General features: G+C 65.2%; 18 protein-coding genes. 13 read left to right on the forward strand and 5 right to left on the reverse strand.

From position 1 onward, the window contains the following. Positions 1-119: 119 nt before the first annotated feature. From AC239G_RS05970 to AC239G_RS05980, 3 genes are read left to right on the forward strand one after another with little or no spacing between them, the layout of a single operon-like run. Entirely contained in the window at positions 120-1,355 is a 1,236-nt protein-coding gene (locus tag AC239G_RS05970; RefSeq protein ID WP_139468570.1) for a hypothetical protein, read from the forward strand. Next, positions 1,352-2,164, forward strand: a complete 813-nt coding sequence (locus tag AC239G_RS05975; RefSeq protein WP_487489983.1) for a hypothetical protein — start codon at positions 1,352-1,354, stop codon at positions 2,162-2,164. The genes AC239G_RS05970 and AC239G_RS05975 overlap by 4 nt, the downstream gene beginning before the upstream one ends. Continuing rightward, positions 2,161-3,378 carry a hypothetical protein gene (locus tag AC239G_RS05980; protein ID WP_139468568.1) on the forward strand — a complete coding sequence of 406 codons (1,218 nt, stop codon included), beginning with the start codon at positions 2,161-2,163 and terminating at the stop codon, positions 3,376-3,378. The genes AC239G_RS05975 and AC239G_RS05980 overlap by 4 nt, the downstream gene beginning before the upstream one ends. Positions 3,379-3,442: 64 nt before the next feature. Here AC239G_RS05980 and AC239G_RS05985 read toward each other — a convergent pair whose 3' ends face one another. Next, positions 3,443-4,243 (reverse strand): MBL fold metallo-hydrolase, encoded by an 801-nt coding sequence (locus AC239G_RS05985; RefSeq protein ID WP_487489984.1) that lies wholly within the window; start codon positions 4,241-4,243, stop codon positions 3,443-3,445. A 63-nt stretch (positions 4,244-4,306) separates the two neighbouring features. Between AC239G_RS05985 and AC239G_RS05990 the strand changes: the two genes are divergently transcribed. From AC239G_RS05990 to AC239G_RS06000, 3 genes are all read left to right on the forward strand, one after another. Further along, entirely contained in the window at positions 4,307-5,401 is a 1,095-nt protein-coding gene (locus AC239G_RS05990; RefSeq protein WP_487489985.1) for a GNAT family N-acetyltransferase, read from the forward strand. 229 nt (positions 5,402-5,630) lie between these two features. Beyond that, positions 5,631-9,110 carry a DNA-directed RNA polymerase subunit beta gene (gene rpoB, locus AC239G_RS05995; RefSeq protein WP_139468565.1) on the forward strand — a complete coding sequence of 1,160 codons (3,480 nt, stop codon included), beginning with the start codon at positions 5,631-5,633 and terminating at the stop codon, positions 9,108-9,110. 68 nt (positions 9,111-9,178) lie between these two features. Beyond that, positions 9,179-13,051, forward strand: coding sequence for a DNA-directed RNA polymerase subunit beta' (locus tag AC239G_RS06000; protein ID WP_482401564.1), 3,873 nt, complete (start codon positions 9,179-9,181; stop codon positions 13,049-13,051). A 170-nt stretch (positions 13,052-13,221) separates the two neighbouring features. Here AC239G_RS06000 and AC239G_RS06005 read toward each other — a convergent pair whose 3' ends face one another. Together AC239G_RS06005 and AC239G_RS06010 are read right to left on the reverse strand one after the other, a co-directional pair. Beyond that, the gene (locus AC239G_RS06005) at positions 13,222-14,247 is read right to left on the reverse strand and encodes an ATP-dependent 6-phosphofructokinase (protein ID WP_139468563.1); all 1,026 of its coding nucleotides are present in this window, start codon (positions 14,245-14,247) and stop codon (positions 13,222-13,224) included. Further along, entirely contained in the window at positions 14,244-14,930 is a 687-nt protein-coding gene (locus AC239G_RS06010) for a DUF1707 SHOCT-like domain-containing protein (protein ID WP_139468562.1), read from the reverse strand. The genes AC239G_RS06005 and AC239G_RS06010 overlap by 4 nt, the downstream gene beginning before the upstream one ends. A 147-nt stretch (positions 14,931-15,077) precedes the next feature. Between AC239G_RS06010 and AC239G_RS06015 the strand changes: the two genes are divergently transcribed. From AC239G_RS06015 to AC239G_RS06035, 5 genes are all read left to right on the forward strand, one after another. After that, positions 15,078-16,343: a glycosyltransferase gene (locus tag AC239G_RS06015; RefSeq protein ID WP_487489986.1), complete on the forward strand. Its 1,266-nt coding sequence runs from the start codon at positions 15,078-15,080 to the stop codon at positions 16,341-16,343. Then, the gene (locus tag AC239G_RS06020; protein ID WP_487489987.1) at positions 16,336-18,528 is read left to right on the forward strand and encodes an ArnT family glycosyltransferase; all 2,193 of its coding nucleotides are present in this window, start codon (positions 16,336-16,338) and stop codon (positions 18,526-18,528) included. The genes AC239G_RS06015 and AC239G_RS06020 overlap by 8 nt, the downstream gene beginning before the upstream one ends. A 15-nt stretch (positions 18,529-18,543) precedes the next feature. Then, positions 18,544-19,260, forward strand: coding sequence for a response regulator transcription factor (locus tag AC239G_RS06025; protein ID WP_139468560.1), 717 nt, complete (start codon positions 18,544-18,546; stop codon positions 19,258-19,260). Further along, positions 19,257-20,792: a sensor histidine kinase gene (locus AC239G_RS06030; RefSeq protein ID WP_139468559.1), complete on the forward strand. Its 1,536-nt coding sequence runs from the start codon at positions 19,257-19,259 to the stop codon at positions 20,790-20,792. Before AC239G_RS06025 ends, AC239G_RS06030 begins: the two co-directional genes overlap by 4 nt. A 238-nt stretch (positions 20,793-21,030) precedes the next feature. Next, complete coding sequence (locus tag AC239G_RS06035; RefSeq protein WP_487489988.1) at positions 21,031-21,693, forward strand: hypothetical protein; 663 nt, start codon at positions 21,031-21,033, stop codon at positions 21,691-21,693. A gap of 98 nt (positions 21,694-21,791) precedes the next feature. Here AC239G_RS06035 and katG read toward each other — a convergent pair whose 3' ends face one another. Then, the gene (katG, locus tag AC239G_RS06040; RefSeq protein ID WP_139468557.1) at positions 21,792-23,999 is read right to left on the reverse strand and encodes a catalase/peroxidase HPI; all 2,208 of its coding nucleotides are present in this window, start codon (positions 23,997-23,999) and stop codon (positions 21,792-21,794) included. A gap of 120 nt (positions 24,000-24,119) precedes the next feature. After that, entirely contained in the window at positions 24,120-24,596 is a 477-nt protein-coding gene (locus AC239G_RS06045) for a Fur family transcriptional regulator (RefSeq protein ID WP_482401567.1), read from the reverse strand. A gap of 556 nt (positions 24,597-25,152) precedes the next feature. Here AC239G_RS06045 and rpsL point away from each other — a divergent pair. Further along, positions 25,153-25,527, forward strand: coding sequence for a 30S ribosomal protein S12 (rpsL, locus tag AC239G_RS06050; protein ID WP_025777935.1), 375 nt, complete (start codon positions 25,153-25,155; stop codon positions 25,525-25,527). After that, positions 25,527-25,997, forward strand: coding sequence for a 30S ribosomal protein S7 (gene rpsG / locus AC239G_RS06055; RefSeq protein WP_039206341.1), 471 nt, complete (start codon positions 25,527-25,529; stop codon positions 25,995-25,997). Before rpsL ends, rpsG begins: the two co-directional genes overlap by 1 nt. The last annotated feature ends 24 nt before the right edge of the window (positions 25,998-26,021 follow it).

Here is a 26,021-nt window from a genome sequence, read left to right on the forward strand (position 1 = left end):
GCAGGAATGCCCTAGGAATGCCCTCATTCGCCGAGGATGTTCGCCCGTCCCATGTCGATGTGACCGATTCGGAACACCGATCGACAGGGGCCGGGCAGAAGCTGAACTATTCTTGACTGGTGACTGAGACGACGAGCTACGCCCGCGCACAGCAGCAGCTGCGCGAACGCATCCGCGGAACTTGGGCGCAGCATCCCCTCTACATCGACGAGATCATCAGGCCCGGACTGACCGAGAGCCAGATCAAGGCCATTCGGCAAGCCTCACAGCAGACCGAGGACACCGGCCTCACCCACTATCTCGCGATCGTCCCCGGACTCCTGACCATGGGCTACGGCGATTGGGCGAAGTTCACCTCCGACTTCGCCTTCGACATGCATCAGGAATCGGAGGAGAAGCAGACCCTCGTCCTCTTCAGTGAAGGCGAGACCTCCGCCCGCTCGTTCGCCTACCTCGTCACCGACAACGGACCCGTCGTCCCCACGGGTGCCCCGGAACTCATGAAGTCCAGCAGCGACGACTTCATCCCTGTCGAACTCGCCGTGCCCTACTATCTGCAGGTCCTCGTCGCCGCCGCCAAGGGCACCGAACCTCCCCAGGCACCGGATTTCGACACCCGCGACGTCGGTGACCGCGATGAGGACTACATCGAACGCTTCGGCCTCGACAACTCCGACCCCGATGCGCTCGTCTTCGGTGCCACGGCGGTCGCAGCCCTCGGTGCGACCCTGTGGCTGCTGCATCGCCGTCATCGCTATTCCTGGCGGTCTGAGCTGACCACGAAACCCGAACTGGTCACGTCGCACAAGCTGAAGAAGGCCGTCACCGAGGCGGCCGCCCCGATCCCCGAACCCGACCATCCCGATGACGACACGTGGGCCCTGCATGACCGAGGCAGACGAATCCAGGATGCGCTGGCGGCTCTGACTGCGGCCCACCCGGATTGGGCAGAATCGGTCGACTTCGCCCACCGCAACGGCGTGTTCGTCCTCGTCGCCCTCGACCGTTGGCTGCGCCGACAGCTGCGCAGGCGCTCCAGCCGAGTCGAAGACGAACCGCGCTTCTGCTTCCTCTTCCCGCATCATCGCAAGGACATTGAGGACCATGTGCTCAAACAGTCGGGCCGCAGCCTCACCGTAGGGCTGTGCGCCGACTGTCGTCAGGAGCTGGCGACCGGCCACGACCCGGAACGACTGATGGTGCCCAAACGTCCCGGCTCCACCCGTGCAGTTCCGTACTTCCAACGCGATGACGCCTACGCACTCTCTGGTTTCGGCAGCTTCCAACCTCTCGACGAGGCGGTGCTGGATGAAATGAGCCCTCAGCGCTCCGCCGCTGTCGGAAGGAGCCGATGATGGCCGCCAGAAGCGTGCGTTCGAAGACCCCACTCGACTGGCTCATCGCCGTCGTCGCGGTCGCTGCAGTGTCGATCGGCGCCACTCTGCTGAGCACACATCTGTTCGATCAGGCGAAGGCCGAGAGGATCACCGCAGCCGACAGTGACGCGATCGTCGTCGACTCGATCTACGACGACCGCATCGAAGGCGCCCATGATCCGAACTACGCAACAGACCGCTACCAGGCGATCGCGACGTCCTTCGCAGCAGATCCCGTCTACTTCGACGGCTACCCGGAGTTCGAGATCGACGAGGGCGATGTCGACTCCATCCGCGCGGAGATCGCCGAGGCCGACAGCCCGATCTATGTGGCGTTCCTCAACGTCTCGGATCTTGACGACGCCGATGGAGACCTCGATCTGTTGGCGGCTCGGATCGTCACCGAGATGGATGACCCCGAGGCTGCAGTGCTCACGGTCGATGCCACCGGGCGCATGGGACTGGCGGAGAAGGGCCTCATCCGACCTTCGCTGCTGACTCTGTCGGGGGACTTCGACGACAGCGACTCCGATGCCGCGCTCGCGGGAGTGCGTAAGATCAGTGCTGCCGAGACCGAGAACGTCGAATCGCGCTACTCGCACCGTCATGATGACGACGGGAACCCGGAGGTGACCTCCGAGGACACGACGAAGGACCCGCACACGCTGTCGTACAGCACCGGCGGCGCTGTGGCCGGAGCCGTCTTCGGCATCCTCGTCGGCGCGGGAATCGGCGTCGGAACATACTTCATCCGCCGCGCACTGAAGAAACGGACAGCGAAGCAGTGACCCAACAGGCCCAGACGATCGCCGAGGCGCTCAACACCGATCCCGTCTACGTGACGAATGCCGCGAAGGGGGAGATCAACGAAACGCTGCTGCAGAAGGCGGAGACGAAGATCGACAGCCTCGACTTCGATGTCTACGTCATCATCACCGGAGGCGAGGGTGCCGATAGGGATCTGCTCGAGCAGGTCAAGGTCTTCAACGGCGATGAGGGTGCGTTCATCATGATCGATACGAACACCGACCTCGCCGTCGACTACACCTTCGAGGACCAGCACGATCTGCAGATGCAGGTGATGGAGCAGATGTCCGTCGGGCGCGAACAATGGAGCCACAGCACTCCGTCGCAGACGAAGCTGAACATGCTCCTCGACCTCTACGCCGATCCGCAGGAGGCACCCGAGTACGAAACCGGACAGGAGGCCTCGGGCAGCGAGGTGCAGACGGTCGACGGTTCGAACTCGACAGCCACTCTGTTCCTCGGGGGAGCGGTTCTGGTGCTGGCGCTGGTCATCGCCGTCATCTGGTTCGCCAGGTCACGGCGAGAGCGGGCGAAAGCCGCCCGCACCCGCCGCCGCTTCGAATTGCCGGCACGACTGCTCGACCGAGTCGATGACCTGCAGCGGAAGACCCTGCGAGAAGGACTGAACGAGGACACGACAGAGCTGGCCGACGAGATCACGCAGCTGCAGACCCAGGACCTCAGCACCACAGATGCCGAGGGAGTGGAAAGAGCGCTCGACGCCTACCAGATGGCCAGATCCATCGTCGACGACACCGAGGCCGAACGCATCGACCTCGCCGGGGCCATGGTGCTGCTGCGTCAGGCCGGACGCGAGATCGCCGAGGTGAAGCTGCACAGATCGACCAAGCGCGGGGCGAGGACCGGAAAATCCGATTCTGCCCGTTCTGCTGGCTCGACGAAGTCAGCAAAGACGCGGGGACTCCCGCAGAGTCTGTGCACGGTCAACCCTCTCCACGGAGAGGCGCGATCGAATCAGCTGGTGAGCACCGAGCGCAAGGGACACTTGGCGGGAAAGAGCGTTCGCGTCCCCGTCTGCAGCAGCTGCCTGTCCGATCTGCACTCCGGCCGCGAACTGCAGTGGATCTTCGACGGCGACCGACCCTACGTCGAGGGCCGCAGCGTTTGGGCACAGACGCTGTTCGGAGCGATCGGCGGCGATCTCGTTACCGCCCTGCACCGGCACGGCTCCTAGGGAACCGGCCGGCTGAGTCCACTCAGTCAGTGCACGTCCGACCGTTGCTCAAGCGGGTCCGGAATCAGACCAGGTGGTGCTCCCGGGGAATCGTCCGATCATGATCACCCGGCATGGAGCGGGCGGGCAGAGCCACCTCGGCGTCTCCCTGATCGACCCTCATCCCCTCGATATCGGCGAGCTGACGGGAAACGAAATCACGGTCGACCGGGGTCCCGTGACCGGGAACGAAGGTCCTCGCCTCAGGAAACGCCAGCAGGGTGTGCAGGCTCGATGCCCATTCGCTCAAGGAAGCATCGGCCCCGGCCTGAGGTGCATCCGCCTCTTCGACGAGGTCGCCGGTGAAGACGATGCCGAGCTCGGGCAGTCGGACGACGAGGTCGGCCGTCGAATGTCCTCCGAGCACATGGAACTCGACCGGACAGCCACCGAGGTCGAGGTGCCACACATCACCGGGTGTCGGATCGACGGGCGAGACGTCGACGATGAGCTCACCGGGATCCGTGGGTAGGCTCGATCGATATTCAGCCGGGAAGTCACCGACCGCGACTCCGTCGAGAGCGATCCAGGCCGTGGCCTCTTGATCGGCGGCGAACGATGACGATGCGTACACGGCGGTGACCCCGGCGGAGACGGCTGCGGCGGCGCCGAAGAAGTGATCCCAATGATCATGGGTGATCGCGAGCTCGATCGCGCGGGGATGGCTGCCTCCGATCTCCTCGCCGAGGCGGCCCGCCCGCTCCACCAGATGTGCGGCGGCCGCGGGGCCGGGGCCCGCGTCGACGAGCAGAGAGCGATCGGTGCCGACGATGATTCCGCAGTTGACTGCGGCCGGATCGAAGCTGAGGATACTCACTCGTGTCATGGTCGCAGTCTAGAATGTCTCCCACCGGCTGTCAGCGCGACGATGCGCGAAGGAGACATTGCAATGCGAGGCGGCCATCAGCGACGACAGAGGCCACAGATGGAGATCACTCGGATCAGGTCCGGACACGGCAACCCGGCGGCAATCGAGGCATTGATACCCGAGCTGCTGGCTTTCGACACTGTCATCAATCGAGCATCCGGGCTGGGGGAGGACTTCGACCCGATTCCCGAAGAACTGCGGCACTCGCTGACCAGCAGGAGCGAGTACCGGGCCACGCTCACCTGGATCGGTCGCAACCACGGAGACATCGTCGCCAGGGGCACTGCCGACTTGCGTCTGACGAGCAACACCGACACTGCAGAGCTCTGGTGCGCGGTCCGACCCGATCTGCGCCGACGAGGACTGGGCGCGGCCCTGCTCGAGCAGATGGAGTCCGATCTGGCGGCAGACGGACGGACCGCGCTGTCGACCTATTGTGAGATCCCGGAGTCTGTCAGAACTGCCGATCTGCGCGGGGCCCATCTTGCCGCCGAGACCGGTGCCGGGACGCTGCCGGTGGCTCTGCCTGAAGTGTCGTTCCTCAGCGCTCGCGGATACGGGCTCGCCCAGATCGAACGCTGCTCGGTCGCTCCGACCGCCACTGCGGCCGAGCTCGACCTCGGTGCCAAGGCCGACGGCTACGTCATCGAGACATGGCGAGGTCCGGTCCCGGAACAGCGGCTCGAGCACATCGCACTGTGCAAGCGCCGGCTGAGCACCGACGTGCCGGGAGCAGCGAAATTCGGGGGAGAGGAGACCTGGGACGGTGAGCGGGTGAGGGCCCTCGACGCAGAGAAGGAAGCAAAAGGCGAAACCATGGCCACGGCGCTCGCCCTCCTCGACGGGGAGCCGGCGGGATACACGCAGGTCGGACACTCGGCCGATCGGTCGACCGTCGGGTGGCAGGGCGGAACTCTGGCGCTGAGCGAGCATCGTGGCCACCGCCTCGGTGCCAGGCTCAAGATCGCCAATCATCGCAGTCTCGCCGAGAACACGGCGGTCGACCGGGTGTACACGTGGAACGCGGTGGAGAATTCGTGGATGCTGGCGATCAACGATCAGGCGGGATTCGCCACGTGGGCCTGGGTGGGGATGTGGACGAAGAATCTGCACTGAAACCGTCGTCTTGCCAGACTTGACCAGATGCTATAAGCTTGATATTTGCATCGTTCTGCCTGTGGTGTGCCTTCATATAGCGGTGGGCACAGCATTTCCACTCAAGTGAACCATGCCGACGCCGGGAGTCGAAATCTGACACACCCCGTATATGTCGTGGATGTCCGGACGTCGCCGGAGCGAGTGGGCAGACGAAGTATCAGATGGTGAAGCACTCGGAAGGAACCAATTGGCCGCCGCCAACGACAACACCAGGACCGCTAATCCCCCCAAGAGAATTTCCTTCGCGAAGATTCGCGAGCCCCTCGAGGTTCCCGATCTGCTCGGTCTGCAGACGGACAGCTTCGACTGGCTGATCGGATCGGAGGCGTGGCAGGACCGCGTCGCCGAGGCCATCGAGATCGGGGACGACTCAGTCGCAACCACCTCGGGACTCGAAGACATCTTCGAAGAGATCTCGCCGATCGAAGACTTCGGCGGATCCATGTCGCTGTCGTTCCGCGAGCACCGGTTCGAAGCTCCCAAGTACTCGATCGATGAGTGCAAGGAACGCGATATGACCTACTCGGCGCCGCTGTACGTCACCGCCGAGTTCATGAACAACAACACGGGCGAGATCAAGAGCCAGACCGTGTTCATGGGTGACTTCCCCCTCATGACCGACAAGGGCACGTTCATCGTCAACGGCACCGAGCGCGTCGTCGTCTCCCAGCTCGTGCGTTCGCCCGGCGCCTACTTCGAATCCAGCGTCGACAAGACCACGGACAAGGACATCTTCACCGCGAAGATCATCCCGTCCCGCGGTGCCTGGCTGGAGTTCGAGGTCGACAAGCGCGACCAGGTCGGTGTTCGCCTCGATCGCAAGCGCAAGCAGTCCGTGACTGTTCTGCTCAAGGCCCTCGGCTGGTCCGAAGCGAAGATCCTCGAAGAGTTCGGCGAGTTCGAATCGATCCGCGAGACGATGGCCAAGGACACCGTCACCACGCAGGACGAAGCGCTGCTCGACATCTACAAGAAGCTGCGCCCGGCAGAGCCTGCGACCGCTGAGGCCGCTCGCAACCTGCTCAACAACCTGTACTTCAACCCGAAGCGCTACGACCTGGCCAAGGTCGGCCGCTACAAGGTCAACCGCAAGCTCGGCGTCGAAGCCCCGCTGTCGGACTCGGTGCTCTCCACCGAGGACGTCGTCGCCACCATCCGCTACCTCGTGTCTCTGCACGCCGGAGTGGACACGGCCAAGGGCACCCGCGACGGCGAAGAGGTCGAGATCAGCGTCAAGCTCGACGACATCGATCACTTCGGCAACCGCCGCATCCGTGCCGTCGGCGAGCTCATCGAGAACCAGATCCGCACCGGTCTGTCCCGGATGGAGCGCGTCGTGCGTGAGCGCATGACCACTCAGGACGTCGAGGCGATCACCCCGCAGACCCTGATCAACATCCGCCCCGTGGTGGCTGCGATCAAGGAGTTCTTCGGCACCTCGCAGCTCTCGCAGTTCATGGATCAGAACAACCCGCTCGCGGGTCTGACCCACAAGCGCCGTCTCTCCGCACTGGGACCCGGCGGTCTCTCGCGTGACCGTGCTGCCATGGAAGTCCGTGACGTGCACCCCTCGCACTACGGCCGCATGTGCCCGATCGAGACCCCCGAAGGCCCGAACATCGGTCTGATCGGTTCGCTGGCGTCCTACGCCCGCATCAACCCCTTCGGCTTCATCGAGACGCCTTACCGCAAGGTCGTCGACGGTGTCGTGACCGATGAGACGCAGTACCTGACCGCCGATGACGAACTCGAGTTCAACATCGCCCAGGCCAACGCACCGCTGACCGACGACCAGCGTTTCGCTGAGGTCGAGGTCCTGGCACGCCCGAAGGGCGGCGGCGGTGAGGCCGAACTGGTCCAGCATGACCAGATCGACTTCATGGACGTCTCCGCACGTCAGATGGTGTCTGTGGCTTCGGCTCTGATTCCGTTCCTCGAGCACGACGACGCCAACCGCGCCCTTATGGGTGCGAACATGCAGCGTCAGGCCGTGCCGCTGGTGATGGCCGAATCCCCGGTCGTTGGCACCGGCATGGAATACCGTGCCGCCGTCGACGCCGGCGATGTCATCACCGCTGAGAAGTCCGGTGTCATCACCGAGGTCTCGGCCGACTACGTCACTGTGCTCGCCGACGACGGAACCCAGCTGACCTACAAGGCGGCGAAGTTCAAGCGGTCGAACCACGGCACCTCGTACAACCAGCGCATCCTCGTCGACGAAGGCGACCGCGTCGAGGCCGGCACCGTCCTCGCCGACGGACCGTCCACCGAGAACGGTGAGATGGCTCTGGGCAAGAACCTCCTCGTGGCGTTCATGTCCTGGGAAGGCTACAACTACGAGGATGCGATCATCCTCTCGCAGCGTCTCGTCCAGGACGATGTGCTCTCCTCGATCCACATCGAAGAGCACGAAGTCGATGCGCGCGACACCAAGCTCGGTGCCGAAGAGATCACTCGGGACATCCCGAACATCTCGCCCGATGCCCTGGCCGACCTCGACGATCGCGGAATCATCCGCATCGGCGCCGAGGTCACCGACGGTGACATCCTCGTCGGCAAGGTCACCCCGAAGGGTGAGACCGAGCTGACCCCGGAAGAGCGCCTGCTGCGCGCGATCTTCGGTGAGAAGTCCCGTGAGGTCCGCGACACCTCGCTGCGCGTTCCCCACGGCGAGATCGGCACCGTCATCGGTGTGCGCGTCTTCGACCGCGAGGACGACGACGAGCTCTCGCCCGGCGTCAACCAGATGGTCCGCGTCTACGTGGCTCAGCGCCGCAAGATCACCATCGGTGACAAGATGGCCGGCCGTCACGGAAACAAGGGCGTCATCTCGACGATCCTGCCGGTCGAGGACATGCCGTTCCTCGCCGACGGCACCCCTGTCGACGTCATCCTCAACCCGCACGGTGTTCCCCGTCGTATGAACATCGGACAGGTCTTCGAGGTTCACCTCGGATGGATCTCGAAGCAGGGCTGGAAGATCGAGGGCAACCCCGAATGGGCTGCCGAGCTGCCCGACGCCGCTCGCGAAGCCGAGGCCGGCACCAACCTGGCCACCCCGGTCTTCGACGGTGCGCACGAGCAGGAGCTGCGCGGACTGCTGGATTCGACGACCCCGAACCGCGATGGGGACCGCCTCATCGACTCCTCGGGCAAGGCCCAGCTGTTCGACGGACGCTCCGGTGAGCCGTTCCCGTACCCGATCTCGGTCGGCTACATGTACATGCTCAAGCTCCACCACCTCGTCGACGACAAGATCCACGCGCGTTCGACCGGACCGTACTCGATGATCACCCAGCAGCCGCTCGGTGGTAAGGCGCAGTTCGGTGGTCAGCGCTTCGGTGAGATGGAAGTCTGGGCCCTCGAGGCCTACGGCGCCGCCTACACCCTGCAGGAGCTTCTGACGATCAAGTCCGATGACATCCCAGGCCGTGTGAAGGTCTACGAAGCCATCGTCAAGGGTGAGAACCTGCCCGACCCGGGAATCCCGGAGTCGTTCAAGGTCCTCATCAAGGAGATGCAGTCCCTGTGCCTCAACGTCGAAGTCCTGTCTTCCGACGGAGGCCATGTCGAGATGGGCGAGTCGGAGGACGAGGTCTACCGCGCCGCCGAAGAGCTCGGCATCGACCTCTCCCGCCGCGAAGCACAGACCGTAGAAGAAGTCTGAGTACTTCCACTTCAACCGACACAACTTTTTGATGAACGATTCGTTCATCGCCAGGAAAGAGGATTTACGTGCCTGACGTCAATTTCTTTGATGAACTGCGCATCGGTCTTGCCACCACGGAGAACATCCGCGGCTGGTCACACGGTGAGGTGAAAAAGCCTGAGACCATCAACTACCGCACCCTGAAGCCGGAGAAGGACGGACTCTTCTGCGAGAAGATCTTCGGTCCCACCCGTGACTGGGAGTGCGCCTGCGGAAAGTACAAGCGAGTCCGTTTCAAGGGCATCATCTGCGAACGCTGCGGCGTCGAGGTGACCCGTGCCAAGGTGCGTCGTGAGCGGATGGGCCACCTCGAGCTCGCCGCTCCCGTCACCCACATCTGGTACTTCAAGGGCGTGCCCTCGCGTCTGGGCTACCTGCTGGACCTGGCTCCGAAGGACCTCGAGAAGGTCATCTACTTCGCGGCCTACATGATCACCTCGGTCGACGAGGATTCCCGTCACCGTGATCTGCCCAGCCTGCAGAACAAGATCGACGTCGAGAAGCAGCAGATCGGCACCCGCCGTGACGCCGACATCGACCGTCGTGCCAAGAAGCTCGAAGAGGATCTCGCAGCACTCGAGGCCGAAGGCGGAACCGCCCAGGCCAAGAAGAAGCTGCGGGACACCGCCGAGAAGGAAATGGACAAGCTGCGCAAGAACGCCGACCGCGAGGTCGACCGTATCGAGCAGGTGTGGGACCGGTTCAAGAACCTCAAGGTCAACGACCTCGAAGGTGACGAGAGCCTGTACCGCGAGATGTTCCACCGCTTCGGTCTGTACTTCACCGGCGCCATGGGTGCCGAAGCCATCCAGAAGCGCCTCATCGACTTCGACCTCGAAGGCGAAGCCGAGAAGCTGCGTGAGCTCATCGCCACCGGCAAGGGACAGCGCAAGACCCGTGCGCTCAAGCGCCTCAAGGTCGTCAACGCGTTCCTGACCACCGATAACAACCCCGAGGGCATGGTCCTCGACGTCGTTCCGGTGATCCCGCCGGAGCTGCGCCCGATGGTGCAGCTCGATGGTGGACGCTTCGCGACCTCGGACCTCAATGACCTCTACCGTCGCGTCATCAACCGCAACAACCGCCTCAAGCGTCTGCTCGACCTCGGTGCTCCCGAGATCATCGTCAACAACGAGAAGCGGATGCTGCAGGAGGCCGTGGACTCGCTGTTCGACAACGGACGTCGCGGACGTCCGGTGACCGGACCGGGCAACCGCCCGCTCAAGTCGCTGTCGGACATGCTCAAGGGCAAGCAGGGACGCTTCCGTCAGAACCTGCTCGGTAAGCGTGTGGACTACTCGGGCCGTTCGGTCATCGTCGTCGGTCCGCAGCTGCACCTGCACCAGTGCGGTCTGCCGAAGACCATGGCTCTCGAGCTGTTCAAGCCCTTCGTGATGAAGCGCCTGGTCGATCTCAACCACGCTCAGAACATCAAGTCGGCCAAGCGCATGGTCGAGCGCCAGCATCCGCAGGTGTGGGACGTCCTCGAAGAGGTCATCACCGAACACCCCGTGCTGCTCAACCGTGCACCGACCCTGCACCGTCTGGGCATCCAGGCGTTCGAGCCGCAGCTCATCGAGGGTAAGGCCATCCAGCTGCACCCGCTCGTCTGCTCGGCGTTCAACGCTGACTTCGACGGTGACCAGATGGCTGTGCACCTGCCGCTGAGCCCCGAGGCGCAGGCCGAGGCCCGCATCCTCATGCTCTCGGCCAACAACATCCTCAAGCCCTCGGACGGCAAGCCCGTGACCATGCCTTCGCAGGATATGATCATCGGTCTGTTCCACCTCACCTCCGAGCGCAAGGGACTGGCCGGCGAGGGCCGTGCGTTCTCCGGCATGGGCGAAGCCATCATGGCCTTCGACCGCGGAGAGCTCGACCTCGGTTCGCCGATCACCATCCGCCTGGAAGACGTCGTTCCCAACGCGGACATGGAGCTTCCCGAGGGCTGGGAGGCCGGCGAACCGCTGGACGTGGCGACCACCCTGGGCCGCGCGACGTTCAACGAATACCTGCCTGCCGACTACGCGTTCGTGAACTCCACGATCGACAAGAAGGCCCTGAGCCGGATCGTCAACCACCTCGCCGAGGAGTACCCGAAGGTCGAGGTCGCACACACGCTGGACAACTTCAAGGCCGGCGGCTTCCACTGGGCCACCCGCTCGGGCATCACCATCGCGATGTCGGACGTCGTCTCACCCGAGGCGAAGACCGAGATCATCAACGATGCCGAGGTCATCGACACGAAGGTCCAGCAGCAGTACGAACTCGGTGCACTCACCGACGACGAGCGCCGCAACGAGCTCGTCAAGCTGTGGACGGAGACGACCGAGAAGGTCGACCAGATCATGCGTACGAACTTCCCTGAGGAGAACTCGGTGCTGCGTCTGGTCGAGTCCGGTGCTTCCGGTAACTGGATGCAGGTGCGTCAGCTGGCCGGTATGCGCGGACTGGTGACGAACCCGCAGGGTGAGATCATCCCGCGACCGATCGTCTCGAACTACCGTGAGGGACTCGCAGTGCTCGAGTACTTCATCGCCTCGCACGGTGCTCGTAAGGGTCTGGCCGATACCGCTCTGCGTACCGCTGACTCCGGTTACCTGACCCGTCGTCTCGTCGACGTCTCGCAGGATGTCATCATCCGCGCGGCAGAGGCCGAGTCGAACAAGGGCATCACCCTGCCGATCGCCGAACGCGATCACGAGGGCAACCTGGTTCCGCACGAGTACGCCGAGACCAGCGTCTACGGTCGTCTCACCGTCTCCGATGTCACCGACGCCGAGGGCAATGTGCTCCTTCCGGCCAAGTCCGATGTCACCGGTGCAGTGGTGGACATGCTCGTGGCCAACGGCATCGAGGAGCTCAAGGTCCACTCCGTGCTGACTGCCGATTCCGATGCGCAGATCTCCGCCGAGCACTACGGTCGCTCGATGGCGACCGGCCAGCTCGTCGACATCGGAGAGGCCATCGGCACCGTCGCAGCACAGTCGATCGGTGAGCCCGGTACCCAGCTGACGATGCGTACGTTCCACACCGGTGGTGCCGCCGCTTCGACAGGTGATATCACGCAGGGTCTGCCGCGTGTGACCGAGCTCTTCGAAGCTCGCACACCGAAGGGCTTCGCCCCCATCGCCGAGGCGACCGGACGGGCGAAGATCGACGACAGCCGCAAGACCCGCTTCGTCATCATCACCCCTGATGACGGCAGCGAAGAGATCGAGCACGCAGTGTCCAAGCGTGCCCGTCTCATGGTCGAGGACGGTCAGCACGTCAAGGCCGGAGAGCAGCTCATCGTCGGTGCCGTCGATCCGAAGCAGGTGCTGCGCATCCGCGGTCGCCGTGAGGCCGAGCGCTTCCTCGTCGAGGAAGTTCAGAAGGTCTACCGTTCGCAGGGCGTGGGCATCCACGACAAGCACATCGAGGTCATCGTGCGGCAGATGCTGCGTCGCGTGACCGTGATCGAGTCGGGCGATACGAACCTGCTGCCCGGTGAGCTCGTCGACCGCGGCCGCTACCAGGCGGAGAACCGTCGTGTGGTCGCCGAAGGCGGCCAGCCGGCATCGGCTCGTGACGAGCTGATGGGCATCACGAAGGCTTCGCTGGCCACCGAGTCGTGGCTGTCGGCCGCGTCCTTCCAGGAGACCACCCGCGTCCTAACCGAGGCGGCCATGGAAGGCAAGTCCGATACGCTCATGGGGCTGAAGGAGAACGTCATCCTCGGTAAGCTCATCCCTGCCGGCACCGGCCTGCAGACCCACCGCAACCTCGTGGTGGAGCCGACCGAAGAGGCCAAGGCCGAGATGTTCACCAACAGCTACGGCGACTTCTACGCAGGCATCGGAGCCGATTCCGGTTCCGCCATCCCGCTGGAAGACTACGACTACGGAGCATTCAGCTGATCAGCTGATCTCCCGGCCGTAAGGCAGACAGGAGGGGCATCCACCATTCGGTGGGTGCCCCTCCCGCCATTCATGTCTGCGGCATCGAGAAACGGGTGGAGTGTCGAAACACGGGCGTGTGCCCGTATCTCGACACTCCACCCGTTTCTCGATGAAGATGTCGCGAGCGTTCAGCCGAAGAGCACCTGCGCCTCTTCCCAGCGATGCAGCGGCACCGATTTGAGACTGTGCACGGCCGAGGACATCTCCACGGAGACGATGTCCGTGCCTTTGAGGCTGGCCATCTTCCCCCAGTGGCCATGCTGGGCGAGGTCGACCGCCGCCATGCCCAGCCGCGTGGACAGTACGCGGTCGTACGCAGTGGGGGAGCCGCCTCGCTGCAGGTGTCCCAAGATTGTGGCTCGGGATTCGATGCCGGTGATCTCTTCGATCTTCGGAGCGAGGTAGTTCGCGATCCCGCCGAGGCGGACGCGGCCCTTGTTGTCCACGCCGTGGTCGGCGACCTGGGAATCGAACCCCTCGGGAACGAACCCTTCCGCGACGACGACGATCGGTGCGCGTCCGCGATCTTTGGCCGAGGTCACCCATTCGGCGATCTGGTCGAAGTCGACGGGGAACTCGGGCATGAGGATCGCATGGGCACCCGCAGCCATGCCCGCGTGCAGGGCGATCCAACCGACGTTGCGTCCCATGACCTCGATGACCATGCAGCGGTGGTGCGATTCGGCGGTGGTGCGCAGCCGGTCGATCGCCTCCGTGGCGATGGACTGAGCGGTGTCGAAGCCGAAGGTGTAGTCGGTGTTGCCGAGATCGTTGTCGATGGTCTTAGGCACGCCCACGATGTGCAGACCCTCCTCGTTGACCAGACGCGAGGCCCCTGCGAGTGTGCCTTCGCCGCCGATGGCGATGAGCGAATCGATGCCGTGGGCGGCCATGACCTCGCGCATGCGCTCGGGACCGCCGTCCTCATACGGGTGGGTGCGTGAGGTGCCGAGGATGGTGCCGCCGCGCCCGGAGAGGCCTCGGACATCGAGCATGGTCATATCGAACATGTCGTCGTGGAGCAGGCCACGCCAGCCGTCGCGGATGCCGACGAATGAGGCGTTGTGGGTGCGGATTCCCTTGCGGACGATGCCGCGGATGACAGCGTTGAGGCCCGGGCAGTCTCCGCCCGATGTGAGTACGCCGATCTTCATTCCAGTTGACCCTGATCCTTTGCTCGGTAGCCTTTGGCCAGATGGACATCGTGTCCGGCCATGAGTGAGAAGCCCTTGAGGACGACGGTGCCGTTCGATCCGTCGCCCCGCGCGGACTGACGGACCTCATTGCCCGCCATGATGTTGATCGTCTCGTCGCGGATGCGCACACCCGGCGGGACGTAGATGTCGTTGCCGCCCCACATAGAGTAGGAGACCAGCTCGACAGTCACACCCGGTCCCATGACGGCGCACAGATCGATATTGTCCCCGCCCATGAGCGCATATGTGGTGACCTGTCCGGTGCCGGGTGCCACGTCGATCTCACGACCGGACATGATGGCCACCGAGTTCGTGGGTGGGGCGGAACCAGGATCGACGGCCGGGCTGAGCTCGGCCGGTCCCCGTCGCTGCAGAGCCGACCCCGGGCCCGATTCCTGATCATGACCGGTCTGGCGGGCGAGCCTCTGGTGGAGTCGGTGGCCCTCCGGCAGATCGTCGATCAGCGGCATGAGGTCGTCGAGGAACTTCGCGGAGATGGCATCATCCTGCCGCTGCGCGGTCTCCTCGGGGTCGAGGCGTCCGTTCGTCACCGCCTCCGTGATCACGGAGAGGACCTCGTCCCGGTCCTTGTCGGAGGCACGGATCCGGCGCTTCGGGGCAGGGGAGTCATCTTCGGCCATGGCCACCAGTGTAGCGGGAATCACCCGCACAGACCGGGCCTTCCGCCGAGGCGGTCGGACAGGGCGCTGTGTCGTGTCGTCCCGTCTACAGCCGGGCCACAGCTGCGACCGATGGTGGGCCTAAGCAAGGACGCGAATGTGGTCTCCATGAGATACGAGAGCAGCGCCGGGAACCAGCCCGCAGCGCACCCAGCAGCCCCGTCCCTGCGAACGCCCACGACCGTCGACCTCGTCGTCCCGGTCTACAACGAGGAGGCTTCGCTGGCCGTCTCGATCGAGACTCTCCTCGCCGCCGATACCGGTCGCGGAATCGAGGTCACGATCATCATCGCCGACAATGCGAGCACCGATTCGACCCCGAGAATCGCCGCAGCGCTAGCGGCCGAACACCCGCACGTCGAATACGTGCGGCTCGAGCAGAAAGGCCGCGGGCGCGCACTGTCCCGGGTGTGGCAGTCCTCGACGGCGGATATCGTCGCCTATACGGATGTCGATCTCGCCACCGACATCCGAGTCCTCGAGCCGATGGTCGAGGTGATCCGCTCGGGACTGGCCGATGTGGCCATCGCGTCCCGTCTGCAGCCCGGTCTTGCGGTCGAGCGGGGCATCAAACGCGAGATCATCTCCCGCTGCTACAACCGACTGCTCAAGCTCAGCCTCGGTGTCAGGTTCAGCGACGCTCAATGCGGTTTCAAAGCGCTGTCGCAGCGTGCGGCGAGAGACCTGCTCCCGCAGGTTGAGGACAGCGAGTGGTTCTTCGACACGGAGCTGCTCGCTCTCGCCGAGTGGGCCGGGTACCGCATCCACGAGTTCGGCACGGACTGGACGGATGACCCCGACTCCTCCGTCGACGTGGTCAGCACGGCGTGGAAGGACATCAAGGGCATCGTCCGGCTGCGCACGGGCGGACGCATCCGGACCAGTCACGAAGTCCCGGCACCGAACACCGGGGCGCAGATCCTCCACTTCATCGACGTGGGGATCATCAGCACCATGCTCTACGCCGTGCTGTTCCTCGTCGGCATCCAATTCGTCTCGGAACCCACGGCGAACATCATTGCGCTGCTCCTTTCGACGATCGCGAACACCGCCCTCAACCGGGACCACACCTTCGGGGTGAGATCCCCGCACCGCCGACTGACCTCCCAATTGAAGGGTCTGGCGGCCTTCGGCCTGTGCCTGGCCTTCACCTCGGCAGGTCTGGCCGTCGCAGATGGATTCACCGGACCCTGGGCAACTGTCGGCACGCTCGCCGTGCTGACGGCGGCGAACCTCGCCGCCACCGTGGTCCGGTTCGTGCTCATGCGCACATGGGTCTTCGCCCGCGGTTCCCACCAGGGCGTCCACCCCGCCACCACGACTGCTGCAGCCGGAACGGCGCTCCCGAACGACAAGGACATCGACCATGTCTGAGACTCCCACCCGATATGCCCGCACCCGCGGACTGCGACGGCACTGGTACCCGATCACACTCACCGTGCTCACACTCGGCACGATCGCGGCGTTCCTCGCCAACCTCACGGCCAACGGGTGGGCGAACTCCTTCTATGCGGCGGCTGTGCAGGCCGGATCGGAGAACTGGGAGGCGTTCCTCTTCGGCTCCCTCGACTCGGCGAACGCGATCACCGTCGACAAACCCCCGGCCTCCCTGTGGCTGATGGCCCTGAGCGCCCGGGTCTTCGGCTTCTCTTCGTTCTCGATGCTCCTGCCCCAGGTCCTCCTGGCCGGGGTGAGTGTGCTCCTCATCGTCCATTCGGTGCGGCTGAGCCTGCGGTCCCATGTCGGACCAGGGCTTGAGAAGGCCGCCGCTCTGGGGGCCGGCGTGATCTTCGCCGTCTCCCCGGTCGTGGCGCTGATGTTCCGGTTCAACAACCCGGACGCGCTGCTCGTGACCCTGATGATCGGTGCGGTCGTCGCGACCCAGCACGCCCTGCGCACGCTCACCGAGGCCAACCGGCGACGCCTGTCCCGCCGCATCGCCGGCTGGCTCATCCTCGCCGGAGTCTGCCTCGGCCTGGGGTTCCTGACCAAACAGTTCCAGGTCCTCCTCATCGTCCCCGGCCTCGCTGTGTCCTGGGTGCTCTTCGCCCGCACCTCCTGGCCACGCCGTCTGATGTGGCTGCTCGTCCCGCTCGGGTCGATGATCGTCAGCGCCGGCTGGTGGATCGCCCTCGTCGAGCTCACCCCTGCAGGCTCCCGACCCTACGTCGGCGGCTCGCAGTCGAACTCCTTCCTCGAGCTCACCTTCGGCTACAACGGCTTCGGACGGCTGACCGGCAACGAGACCGGGTCGGTCGGCGGAGGAGGCGGCGGCCAGGGCGGCGGATGGGGCGAGACGGGCGTCACCCGCCTGTTCACCGGCAGCTTCGGCCAGCAGGTGTCGTGGTTCCTGCCCACCGCACTGTTCCTCCTGATCGTGACGATCGTTCTCCTCATCCTCGCCGAGGCGGCCCGCCGTCGCCGTGTCCCCACCGTCACGGACGGAACCGTTCCGACCGGAACACGTTCGACGGGCACCATCCCGGACACCGTCACGGACGGTGAGAAGGACGCCGGCCTCGCGGTGCGCGCGTCCGGTGCAATCTGCGGGGGCAGCCTCGGCGCGGGACTGCTCATGTGGGGTGCATGGCTGATCGTCACGTGGCTCGTGCTGTCGAATATGAACGGGATCGTCCACGAGTACTACACGGTTGCGCTCATTCCCGCGATCGCCGCCGTCATCGGCCTCGGCGTCGCGGTGCTGCTCGCCCGTGACGGATTCCTCCCACGTCTGCTGCTGGCGGTGGCTTGGGCCCTGACCGGAGCGTGGCAGTTCATCATCAGCTCGCAGATGACCGGGGTCCCGGGCGTCCTGCGCTGGTGCGTGCTCATCGTCTCGATCCTCGGCGCTCTGGTCCTCATCGTCACCGCGCACCGGCGGATCGGCACGGCGCTCGCCTCGGTGCTCGTCGCGCTGGCCATCCTCGGCAGCGCTGCGATTCCGGCTCAGCTGGCCGTGCGCACGATCGCCGGGACGACGCAGGGATCGATCGTCACGATCGCCGGCACGAGCTCGGGCATGGGCGGTGGACCCGGCGGTGGCGGAATGCCCGGCGGCGGCGTCAGACCCGGCGGAGGCGCCGGCGGCACGGATGGCACGACCGGTGGCACGCCCGGTGGGACACGCAATTCCGAAGCCGGCAGGGGCAGTACCGGGGGGATGCCCGGCGGAGGCGGCGGGATGGGCGGTCTGCTGGGCGCCTCCGAACCCTCCGACGAACTCACGCAGCTGCTCGAAGAGGATGCCGCGGACTACACGTGGGTGGCTGCGACGACGGGGGCGAATCAGGCGGCGGGATACCAACTCGCGCTCGAAGAGCCCGTGATGGCGATCGGCGGGTTCAACGGCACCGATCCATCGCCCACTCTCGCCGAGTTCAAACAGCTCGTGGCCGACGGCAAGATCCACTACTACATCGGATCGGGCTCCGGCGGCGGTCAGGGTCCAGGCGGCGGGAACGAGGACTCCGCCTCGTCCCAGATCGCGGCCTGGGTGGAGGCGAACTATGAGGTGACGACCGTCGACTCCGTTTCGCTCTACGATCTCAGTGCGGGTTGAGGGGATAATCGAGCTATGAACCCGACAGCGAATCCGCCGGCGCGCATCCTCATCGTCGACGACGAGGCGAACCTCTCCGAGCTCCTCGTCATGGCCTGCCACGTCAGAGGTTGGGAAGCCGAGGGAGTCGGCACCGGCCGCGAGGCCGTGGCGCTGGCCAGGAGCGAACGCTTCGACGCGATCGTCCTCGACGTCATGCTGCCCGACCTTGACGGGTTCGCCGTGATCGAGAAGATCCGAGCCGAGGGCATCGACACTCCGGTGGTCTTCCTCTCTGCCAGAGACGAGGTCGATGACCGGCTGACGGGTCTGCGGCTGGGCGGGGACGACTACGTGACGAAGCCGTTCAACCTCGATGAGGTCATCGCCCGGATCGAGGTGCGCCTGCGCCGGGGGGCCTCGAACGGTCCGGTCGATGAGGATGATGTGCTGCGCGTGGGTGACCTCGAACTCGACGAACGCTCCCACGAGGTCACCCGCGCCGGTCATCCGATCGAGCTGACGGCTCGCGAATACGAGGTGCTGCTGCTGTTCATGCGCAATCCGCGGGTGGTGCTGTCGAAGGCCCAGATCCTCGACCGCGTGTGGGACTACGACTTCGGCGGCAACGGCAACATCGTCGAACTCTACGTCTCCTATCTGCGGAAGAAGATCGACGCGCCGTTCCCGGACCTGCCGAACCTGTTCCACACGAAGCGCGGGGCCGGCTACATCATGCGGGCGGAACAGTGACTCTGCGTCGCTGGCGGCTGCAGACGAGGCTCATCGTCCTCGCCGGTCTCGTCCTCCTCCTCGTCGGCGCCGGAATCGGCACCGCCTCCTGGCTGAGCGTGCGCGGATCTCTGATGACCGACCTCGACGCCCAGCTGACGTCGATGACCTCGCATGCACGCTCGGGTGACGGCCCCGGTGCGGGCCCCGGGACGAGCGGCAATCCGGGCACCTCCGGTGGGGGCGACGACTCGGTGGCGGCGGTCGATTCGGCTCTGCGCTATCTCTTCCAGCCGGGGGTCGGCGACGGAGCTCTCGTCGTCGTCGATTCCGGCGACGGGGGAGAGGGGCTCATCGCCGAGGCGGGGCTGACCCGTCCGCGCTCTTTGTCCGCCGAAGCGATCGATGCCCTGCTCGACGTCGATGCTCACGGCGGCGAATCCGCCCATGAGTCCGTGCGGGTGCCCGGGTTCGGCGCCTACCGGGTCGTGGCCTTCGATGACGGCGCAACCACCACCGTCTACGGTGTCCCGCAGGGCAGTGTCGATTCCGCGCTCGAGCGCACCGCCTGGACGACCGCGTTCGTCGTCCTCATCGGCGTCATCGCCACGGCTGCGCTCATGGCGGTGATCATCCACCGCCAGCTGCGGGACCTGCGCGACGTCGCCCGCACTGCCAGGGAGGTCGCCGACCTGGAGCTGAGCGCCGGCAAACCCGAGCTCGCGCTGCGGGTTCCCGCCGAGCTGGCGGTGCCGGGCACGGAGGTCGGCGATGTGGGAGCCTCGGTCAACCGGATGCTCGACCACGTCGGCTCCGCCCTCGAAGAGCGCTACCGCGGCACGGAGCAGATGCGCCGCTTCGTCGCCGACGCCTCCCATGAGCTGCGCACTCCGATCGCGACGATCCGCGGCTGGGCCGACCTCACCCGCCCGTACCGTGATGATCTGCCCGCCGAGGTGGCCACCTCCTTGGGCAAGATCGATTCAGGAGCGATGCGGATGTCCTCCCTCGTCGATGATCTCCTCCTCCTCGCCCGACTCGAAGCCGGCCGCCAGCCGACGAGGGAGGACACCGTCGACGTCTCCTCCCTGCTCGTCGAACTCGTCGAGGACGCCCATGTGGTCAATCCCGACCATTCGATCTCCCTCGATGTTCCCCCGGAGGCCCTCGAGGTGCGCGGAGCAGCCGATCAGGTCCGTCGGGTCGTGTCGATCGTGCTCACCAACGCCTGTGTGCACACGCCCCCGGGCACCAGCGTGCACGTCGAGGCGCTGGCGGCCCGGAAGCCGGTCTCCGGGCAGCTGCCCAGCGATGTCGTGGCGATCCGCATCAGCGACGACGGTGGGGGCATTCCGCCCGAGATCCGGGACCGGGTCTTCGACCGCTTCGTGCGTGGAGACCCCTCGCGGGCACGGCAGGACGGAGCCAAGGGAGGTTCCTCGGGGCTGGGACTGTCGATCGCCGCCGGACTCGTCGAACTCATGCGCGGCGGCATCTCGATGTCGACCACGGACGCTGGTACGAGCTTCGAGCTGCGCCTGCCTGCCGCCTGAGGCGAGTCGCACAGGTTGGCCACAGGCACGACTGGGAGGGGCTACAGCGAGTCGGCGGAGAGTGGAATCACCGACAACCAGAGGAGATTCCATGACCGAGAACCAGAACCCCGACCAGAACCCCGATCCGGACCGCAACCACGCGGAGAACACAGCGTCGGGCCCGAACGCCGCAGACAGCACCCGCAGGATCTAAGCGCAGGGCACGGCAGGACCTCATGCCGGACCCAACTGGGCGATGCAATCGGATCCGGGAGTCCAGGGCAGGGCGAACGAATGGGGCGAGCAGACGACCCGCTCGGCACCCGATCCGCGGGCCGGAAGCCCGGAGGGACAGCGGCCGTGGGTGAACCCCTATGAGCGGTCCGCTCCGATCGCCCAGTCCGGCGGTTCCGAGGGACCACGTAAGCAGAAGCGACGCGTCCCGCTCATCCCCGCAGTGCTCGCCGGATCGGCTCTCTTCGTCGTCGGCGGTCTCGCCGGAGGAGCGATCGGTGCATCGGCGACCATGGCGTCGAACCATTCGGGGACGAGTCAGGGGCCGGGAGGCCAGAACGGACCCGGCGGAATGGGCGGCCAACAGGGCGGTGCTCAGGATGGCGGCGGACAGTCGAATGGCGGCGGAATGCCCGGAGGACAATCGAACGGCGGAGGCATGCCCGGCGGACAGTCCAACGGAATGCAGGGAAATCAGAGCGGCAGCGCCGACTCCGGGAGCTCCTCTGACGGATCCAGCTCGGACGGATCCAGCTCGGACGGCAGCGCCTCTGACTCCGACGGATCGGACGCAAGCGCTGGCACCACGTCGGCGGACACCGACGAGACGACGATCGAGAACGCAGCCGTCACGCACTTCGACCGGATCTTCACCGGATTCGCCGTCCTCAACCGGGAGGAGTGAACGCTGTCTGATATCGGCGCAGCAAAGACGATGCCCCCACCGATCGGTGGGGGCATCGTCGTGCTGACGCGTCGGTCACCTCGGTGACCGACGCCGGATCAGCGCTTGAGGTCGAAGCGGTCGGCTTCGACGAGCTTCGTCCAGGCCTTGACGAAGTCGGCGACGAACTTCTCGTTCGCGTCATCCGAGCCGTAGACCTCGGCGATCGCACGCAGTTCGGAGTTCGCTCCGAACAGGAGGTCGATCCGGCTGCCGGTCCACAGCTTCTCGCCCTCGGGGGAGAAGCACTCGTAGACATTGGCCGTCTCTGACGGTCCGACGGGCTTCCAGACGTTGCCGAGGTCGAGCAGATTGACGAAGAAGTCGTTCGTCAGCTCGCCGGGGCGATCGGTGAAGACACCGAGCTCGGAATCTTCGTAGTTCGCACCGAGGACGCGGAGCCCGCCGATGAGGACCGTGAGCTCCGGCGGGGTGAGACCCAGCAGGCTGGCCTTGTCGAGCAGGAGGTACTCGGCCTTGAGCGGAAGTCCCTCGGTGAGGTAGTTGCGGAAACCGTCGTGGGTCGGCTCGAGGTAGCCGAACGAGTCGACATCGGTCTGCTCCTGGGTGGCGTCGCCGCGTCCGGTGGAGACCGGAACCGTGATCGAGTGACCGGCCGCCGCGGCAGCGGTCTCGACGCCGACAGCACCGGCGATCGCCAGCACATCGGCAAACGATGCGCCGGTGGACTCGGCGATGCCCTCGAGCACGGGAAGCACCTCGGCGAGCTTGGCAGGCTCATTGGCCTCCCAGCTGCGCTGCGGTTCGAGACGGAGACGACCTCCGTTGACGCCGCCGCGCATGTCCGAGACGCGGTGCGACGAGGCCGCGGCCCATGTCGTCGACACGAGCTGCGAGACGGTCAACCCGGACTCGCGGACGGCGGACTTGACGGCTTCGAGGCCGGCGTCATCGAGCGGGGTGCCGGCCGGAACCGGGTCCTGCCAGATGAGCTCTTCGCTCGGAGCTTCGGGGCCGAGGTAACGGGTCGCCGGGCCCATATCGCGGTGGGTGAGCTTGAACCAGGCGCGAGCGAAAGCATCTTCGAACGCTTTCTGGTCGTCCTTGAAGCGGCGCGAGATCTTCTCGTACGCCGGGTCGAAGCGCAGCGACAGGTCGGTCGTGAGCATACGGGGCTCGCGACGTCCGTCGCCCTGGGCCATGGGGACCATATCGTCCCCGCCGCCGTCTTTGGGACGCCACTGCAGGTGTCCGCCTTCGTTCTCGAAGACCTCCCACTCGTAGGCGAAGAGAATGTGGAAGAACTCGTTGTCCCAGCGAGTCGGGTGGTAGGTCCACGTGACCTCGATGCCCGAGCCGATGGAGTCGTTGCCCTGCCCCGTGCCGAAATCGGACTTCCAGCCCAGGCCCTGCTCTTCGAGCGGAGCGGCTTCCGGGTCGGCTCCCTTGTGCGATTCGGGACCGGCACCGTGCGTCTTGCCGAAGGTGTGTCCGCCTGCGATGAGGGCGACGGTCTCCTCGTCGTTCATGGCCATGCGTCCGAAGGTCTCGCGGATGTCGATCGCGGCCTTGACCGGATCGGGTTCGCCCTCGGGGCCCTCGGGGTTGACGTAGATGAGGCCCATGGTCGTCGCCGCCAGGGGCTTCTGCAGCTCACGGTTGCCCACGTAGCGCTTGTCGGTGCCCAGCCATTCGGTCTCGGAGCCCCAGTACACATCATTGTCGGGTTCCCAGACGTCCTTGCGTCCGCCGGCGAAGCCGAAGGTCTTGAAGCCCATCGACTCGAGCGCGACGTTGCCGGCGAGGATGAAGAGGTCGGCCCAGGAGATCTTCTTGCCGTACTTCTTCTTCACCGGCCACAGCAGACGGCGAGCCTTGTCGAGCGAGACATTGTCGGGCCAGGAGTTCAGAGGTGCGAAGCGCTGCTGACCCTCGCCGCCGCCTCCGCGGCCGTCCTGCACGCGGTAGGTGCCGGCCGAGTGCCAGGCCATGCGGATCATGAACGGACCGTAGTGTCCGAAATCAGCGGACCACCAGTCCTGGTTGTCCTTCTGCAGGGCTTCGATGTCGGCCTTGAGCTGGAAGTAGTCGAGGCTGTTGAACTCCGCGTCGTAGTCGAAGTCAGGGTCCATGGGGTCGCGTGCCGGCTGACCCTTGGCGAGGATCTTGAGGTTGAGGCGGTTCGGCCACCACTGAGCGTTGGCATCACCCTGGACGGGGTTGACCAGCTGGTCGGAATCCGGCGCCGCGGCCGGCTCCGTGGAAGTGTGGGCGACCGGGCAGCCGCCGGTGGTCGTCTGGGTCATCGTGTTCCTTTCACAGTCGAGTCGCGTTCGACGACTCGGATGACGGGATGGGCAACCCTCGCAGAAAGGGCATAGTCGTGTCCTCGAAAGAGGACGGGTGGTGGTGAACGGAAGCCGGGGTCACACGGCCGAGAACTGATCGTCGCCGGTCAGCTGAGCACCGGAGGCCGTGCAGTCGGGGCACAGGCCCCAGAATGTCACTTCGGCCTGATCGATGACGAAGCCGGCATCGTGGGACGGCGTCAGGCACGGAGCCTGACCGATCGTGCAGTCGACATCGACGATGAGACTGCATGACCGGCACACCAGATGATGGTGATTGTCCCCGATCCGGCGCTCGTACCGAGCCACCGAGCCCGAAGGCTTGATGCAGCGGAGGAGCCCTACCTCGGTGAGAGTGTGGAGCGAGTCATAGACAGCCTGGTGGGAGACCGCCGGCAGCGATTCCCGCACCGAGCGGATCACGGTCTCGGTATCCGCATGCGGGTGATCCCGCACGGCATCGAGGACTGCGACCCGCTGTTTCGTCACACGCAGCGACGTCTGCCGCAGAGCTGCGGCGGCGTCTTCGTCGTGTTCATGCTTCGTCCCGTTCACAGCACCAGAATGCCTGCTTCTCTTGAACGAGTCAAGGAAAGTGATGACAGGTTCTCGCCGAGGCGGCCGTCGGGTCGCGCTGCGGGTGCCGGTGTCCGGGTGGTGCGGTTCGACGGCAGTTGAGGAACATCACGTGGTTCTGAGTCGTCCGAGGTGAGAGGCGTGATCCTCGGGGTGAACCATCTGGAGCGTGATTTCCGCGGCAGGGCGGGGTAGGATGCATGATCGCCATTTTGACCAGACGTGCTCGAGAGAGATATTCTGGTAGGCGACTGATTGTGTTATCTGCGTCGTCGATCGATCCTGCCGGGTGTTCTGTGAGGCCCGGAATCCTTGAGAGAAGTCGTCGCTGCAGGCCGCCGAGAAGTCGTCGCTGCGCTTCCGTGTCCTTGCGACACACCCGGGCGCAGGGGTCGATGACTCGCGTGGTTACTGGCATCGGGAGCCAAGCTTCACCCGGTGTCCGGTCGGATATGTCCCACGGTTCACAGAGACGACTGCGGTCGTGGCCGGAATTGGGAATTAGGTCTATCGAGAAGCAAATGGAGAACGCTTAGTGCCGACTATCCAACAGCTCGTCCGCAAGGGACGGCATGTCAATACAGCAGGATCGGACGCTCCTGCCCTCAAGGGCAGCCCGCAGCGTCGTGGAGTGTGCACCCGTGTGTACACCACTACCCCCAAGAAGCCGAACTCGGCTCTTCGCAAGGTCGCTCGTGTCAAGCTTTCGAGCCAGATCGAAGTGACCGCATACATCCCGGGCGAGGGACACAACCTGCAGGAGCACTCGATCGTGCTCGTGCGCGGTGGCCGCGTCAAGGATCTGCCCGGTGTTCGCTACCGGATCGTCCGCGGTTCGCTCGACACCCAGGGTGTCAAGGGTCGCCAGCAGGCCCGCAGCAAGTACGGTGCGAAGAGGGAGAAGAAGTAATGCCACGTAAAGGTCCTGCACCCAAGCGACCGATCGTCGTTGACCCGGTCTTCAGCTCACCGCTCGTCACGCAGCTGATCAACAAGATCCTGCTCGACGGCAAGCGCTCGACCGCAGAGCGGATCGTCTACGGTGCCCTCGAAGGCACCCGCGAGAAGAACGGCAACGACCCCGTTGTCAACCTGAAGAAGGCTCTCGACAACATCCGTCCGTCCCTCGAGGTCCGCTCCCGCCGTGTCGGCGGCGCGACCTACCAGGTGCCGATTGATGTTCGTCCGGCTCGTTCGACCACCCTGGCTCTGCGGTGGCTCGTGGGATACTCCCGCCAGCGCCGTGAGAAGACCATGACCGAACGACTCATGAATGAGATCCTGGACGCCGGCAACGGCCTCGGCGCAGCAGTCAAGCGCCGCGAGGACACTCACAAGATGGCCGAGTCCAACAAGGCCTTCGCCCACTACCGCTGGTAATCGCCTGCCCTGTGCGCCGGTCGG

The organism is Brevibacterium sp. Lmc1 (assembly GCF_057654315.1).

What these genes read in the sequence shown, in the direction of transcription:
- AC239G_RS06035 (WP_487489988.1), top strand. Translation starts at nt 21,031, where the DNA reads ATGCAATCGGATCCGGGAGTCCAGGGCAGGGCGAACGAATGGGGCGAG.
- AC239G_RS06005 (WP_139468563.1), bottom strand. Translation starts at nt 14,247, where the DNA reads ATGAAGATCGGCGTACTCACATCGGGCGGAGACTGCCCGGGCCTCAAC.
- AC239G_RS06010 (WP_139468562.1), bottom strand. Translation starts at nt 14,930, where the DNA reads ATGGCCGAAGATGACTCCCCTGCCCCGAAGCGCCGGATCCGTGCCTCC.
- katG (WP_139468557.1), bottom strand. Translation starts at nt 23,999, where the DNA reads ATGACCCAGACGACCACCGGCGGCTGCCCGGTCGCCCACACTTCCACG.
- AC239G_RS06015 (WP_487489986.1), top strand. Translation starts at nt 15,078, where the DNA reads ATGAGATACGAGAGCAGCGCCGGGAACCAGCCCGCAGCGCACCCAGCA.
- AC239G_RS06020 (WP_487489987.1), top strand. Translation starts at nt 16,336, where the DNA reads ATGTCTGAGACTCCCACCCGATATGCCCGCACCCGCGGACTGCGACGG.
- AC239G_RS05975 (WP_487489983.1), top strand. Translation starts at nt 1,352, where the DNA reads ATGATGGCCGCCAGAAGCGTGCGTTCGAAGACCCCACTCGACTGGCTC.
- AC239G_RS06025 (WP_139468560.1), top strand. Translation starts at nt 18,544, where the DNA reads ATGAACCCGACAGCGAATCCGCCGGCGCGCATCCTCATCGTCGACGAC.
- rpsG (WP_039206341.1), top strand. Translation starts at nt 25,527, where the DNA reads ATGCCACGTAAAGGTCCTGCACCCAAGCGACCGATCGTCGTTGACCCG.
- AC239G_RS05990 (WP_487489985.1), top strand. Translation starts at nt 4,307, where the DNA reads ATGCGAGGCGGCCATCAGCGACGACAGAGGCCACAGATGGAGATCACT.
- AC239G_RS05985 (WP_487489984.1), bottom strand. Translation starts at nt 4,243, where the DNA reads ATGACACGAGTGAGTATCCTCAGCTTCGATCCGGCCGCAGTCAACTGC.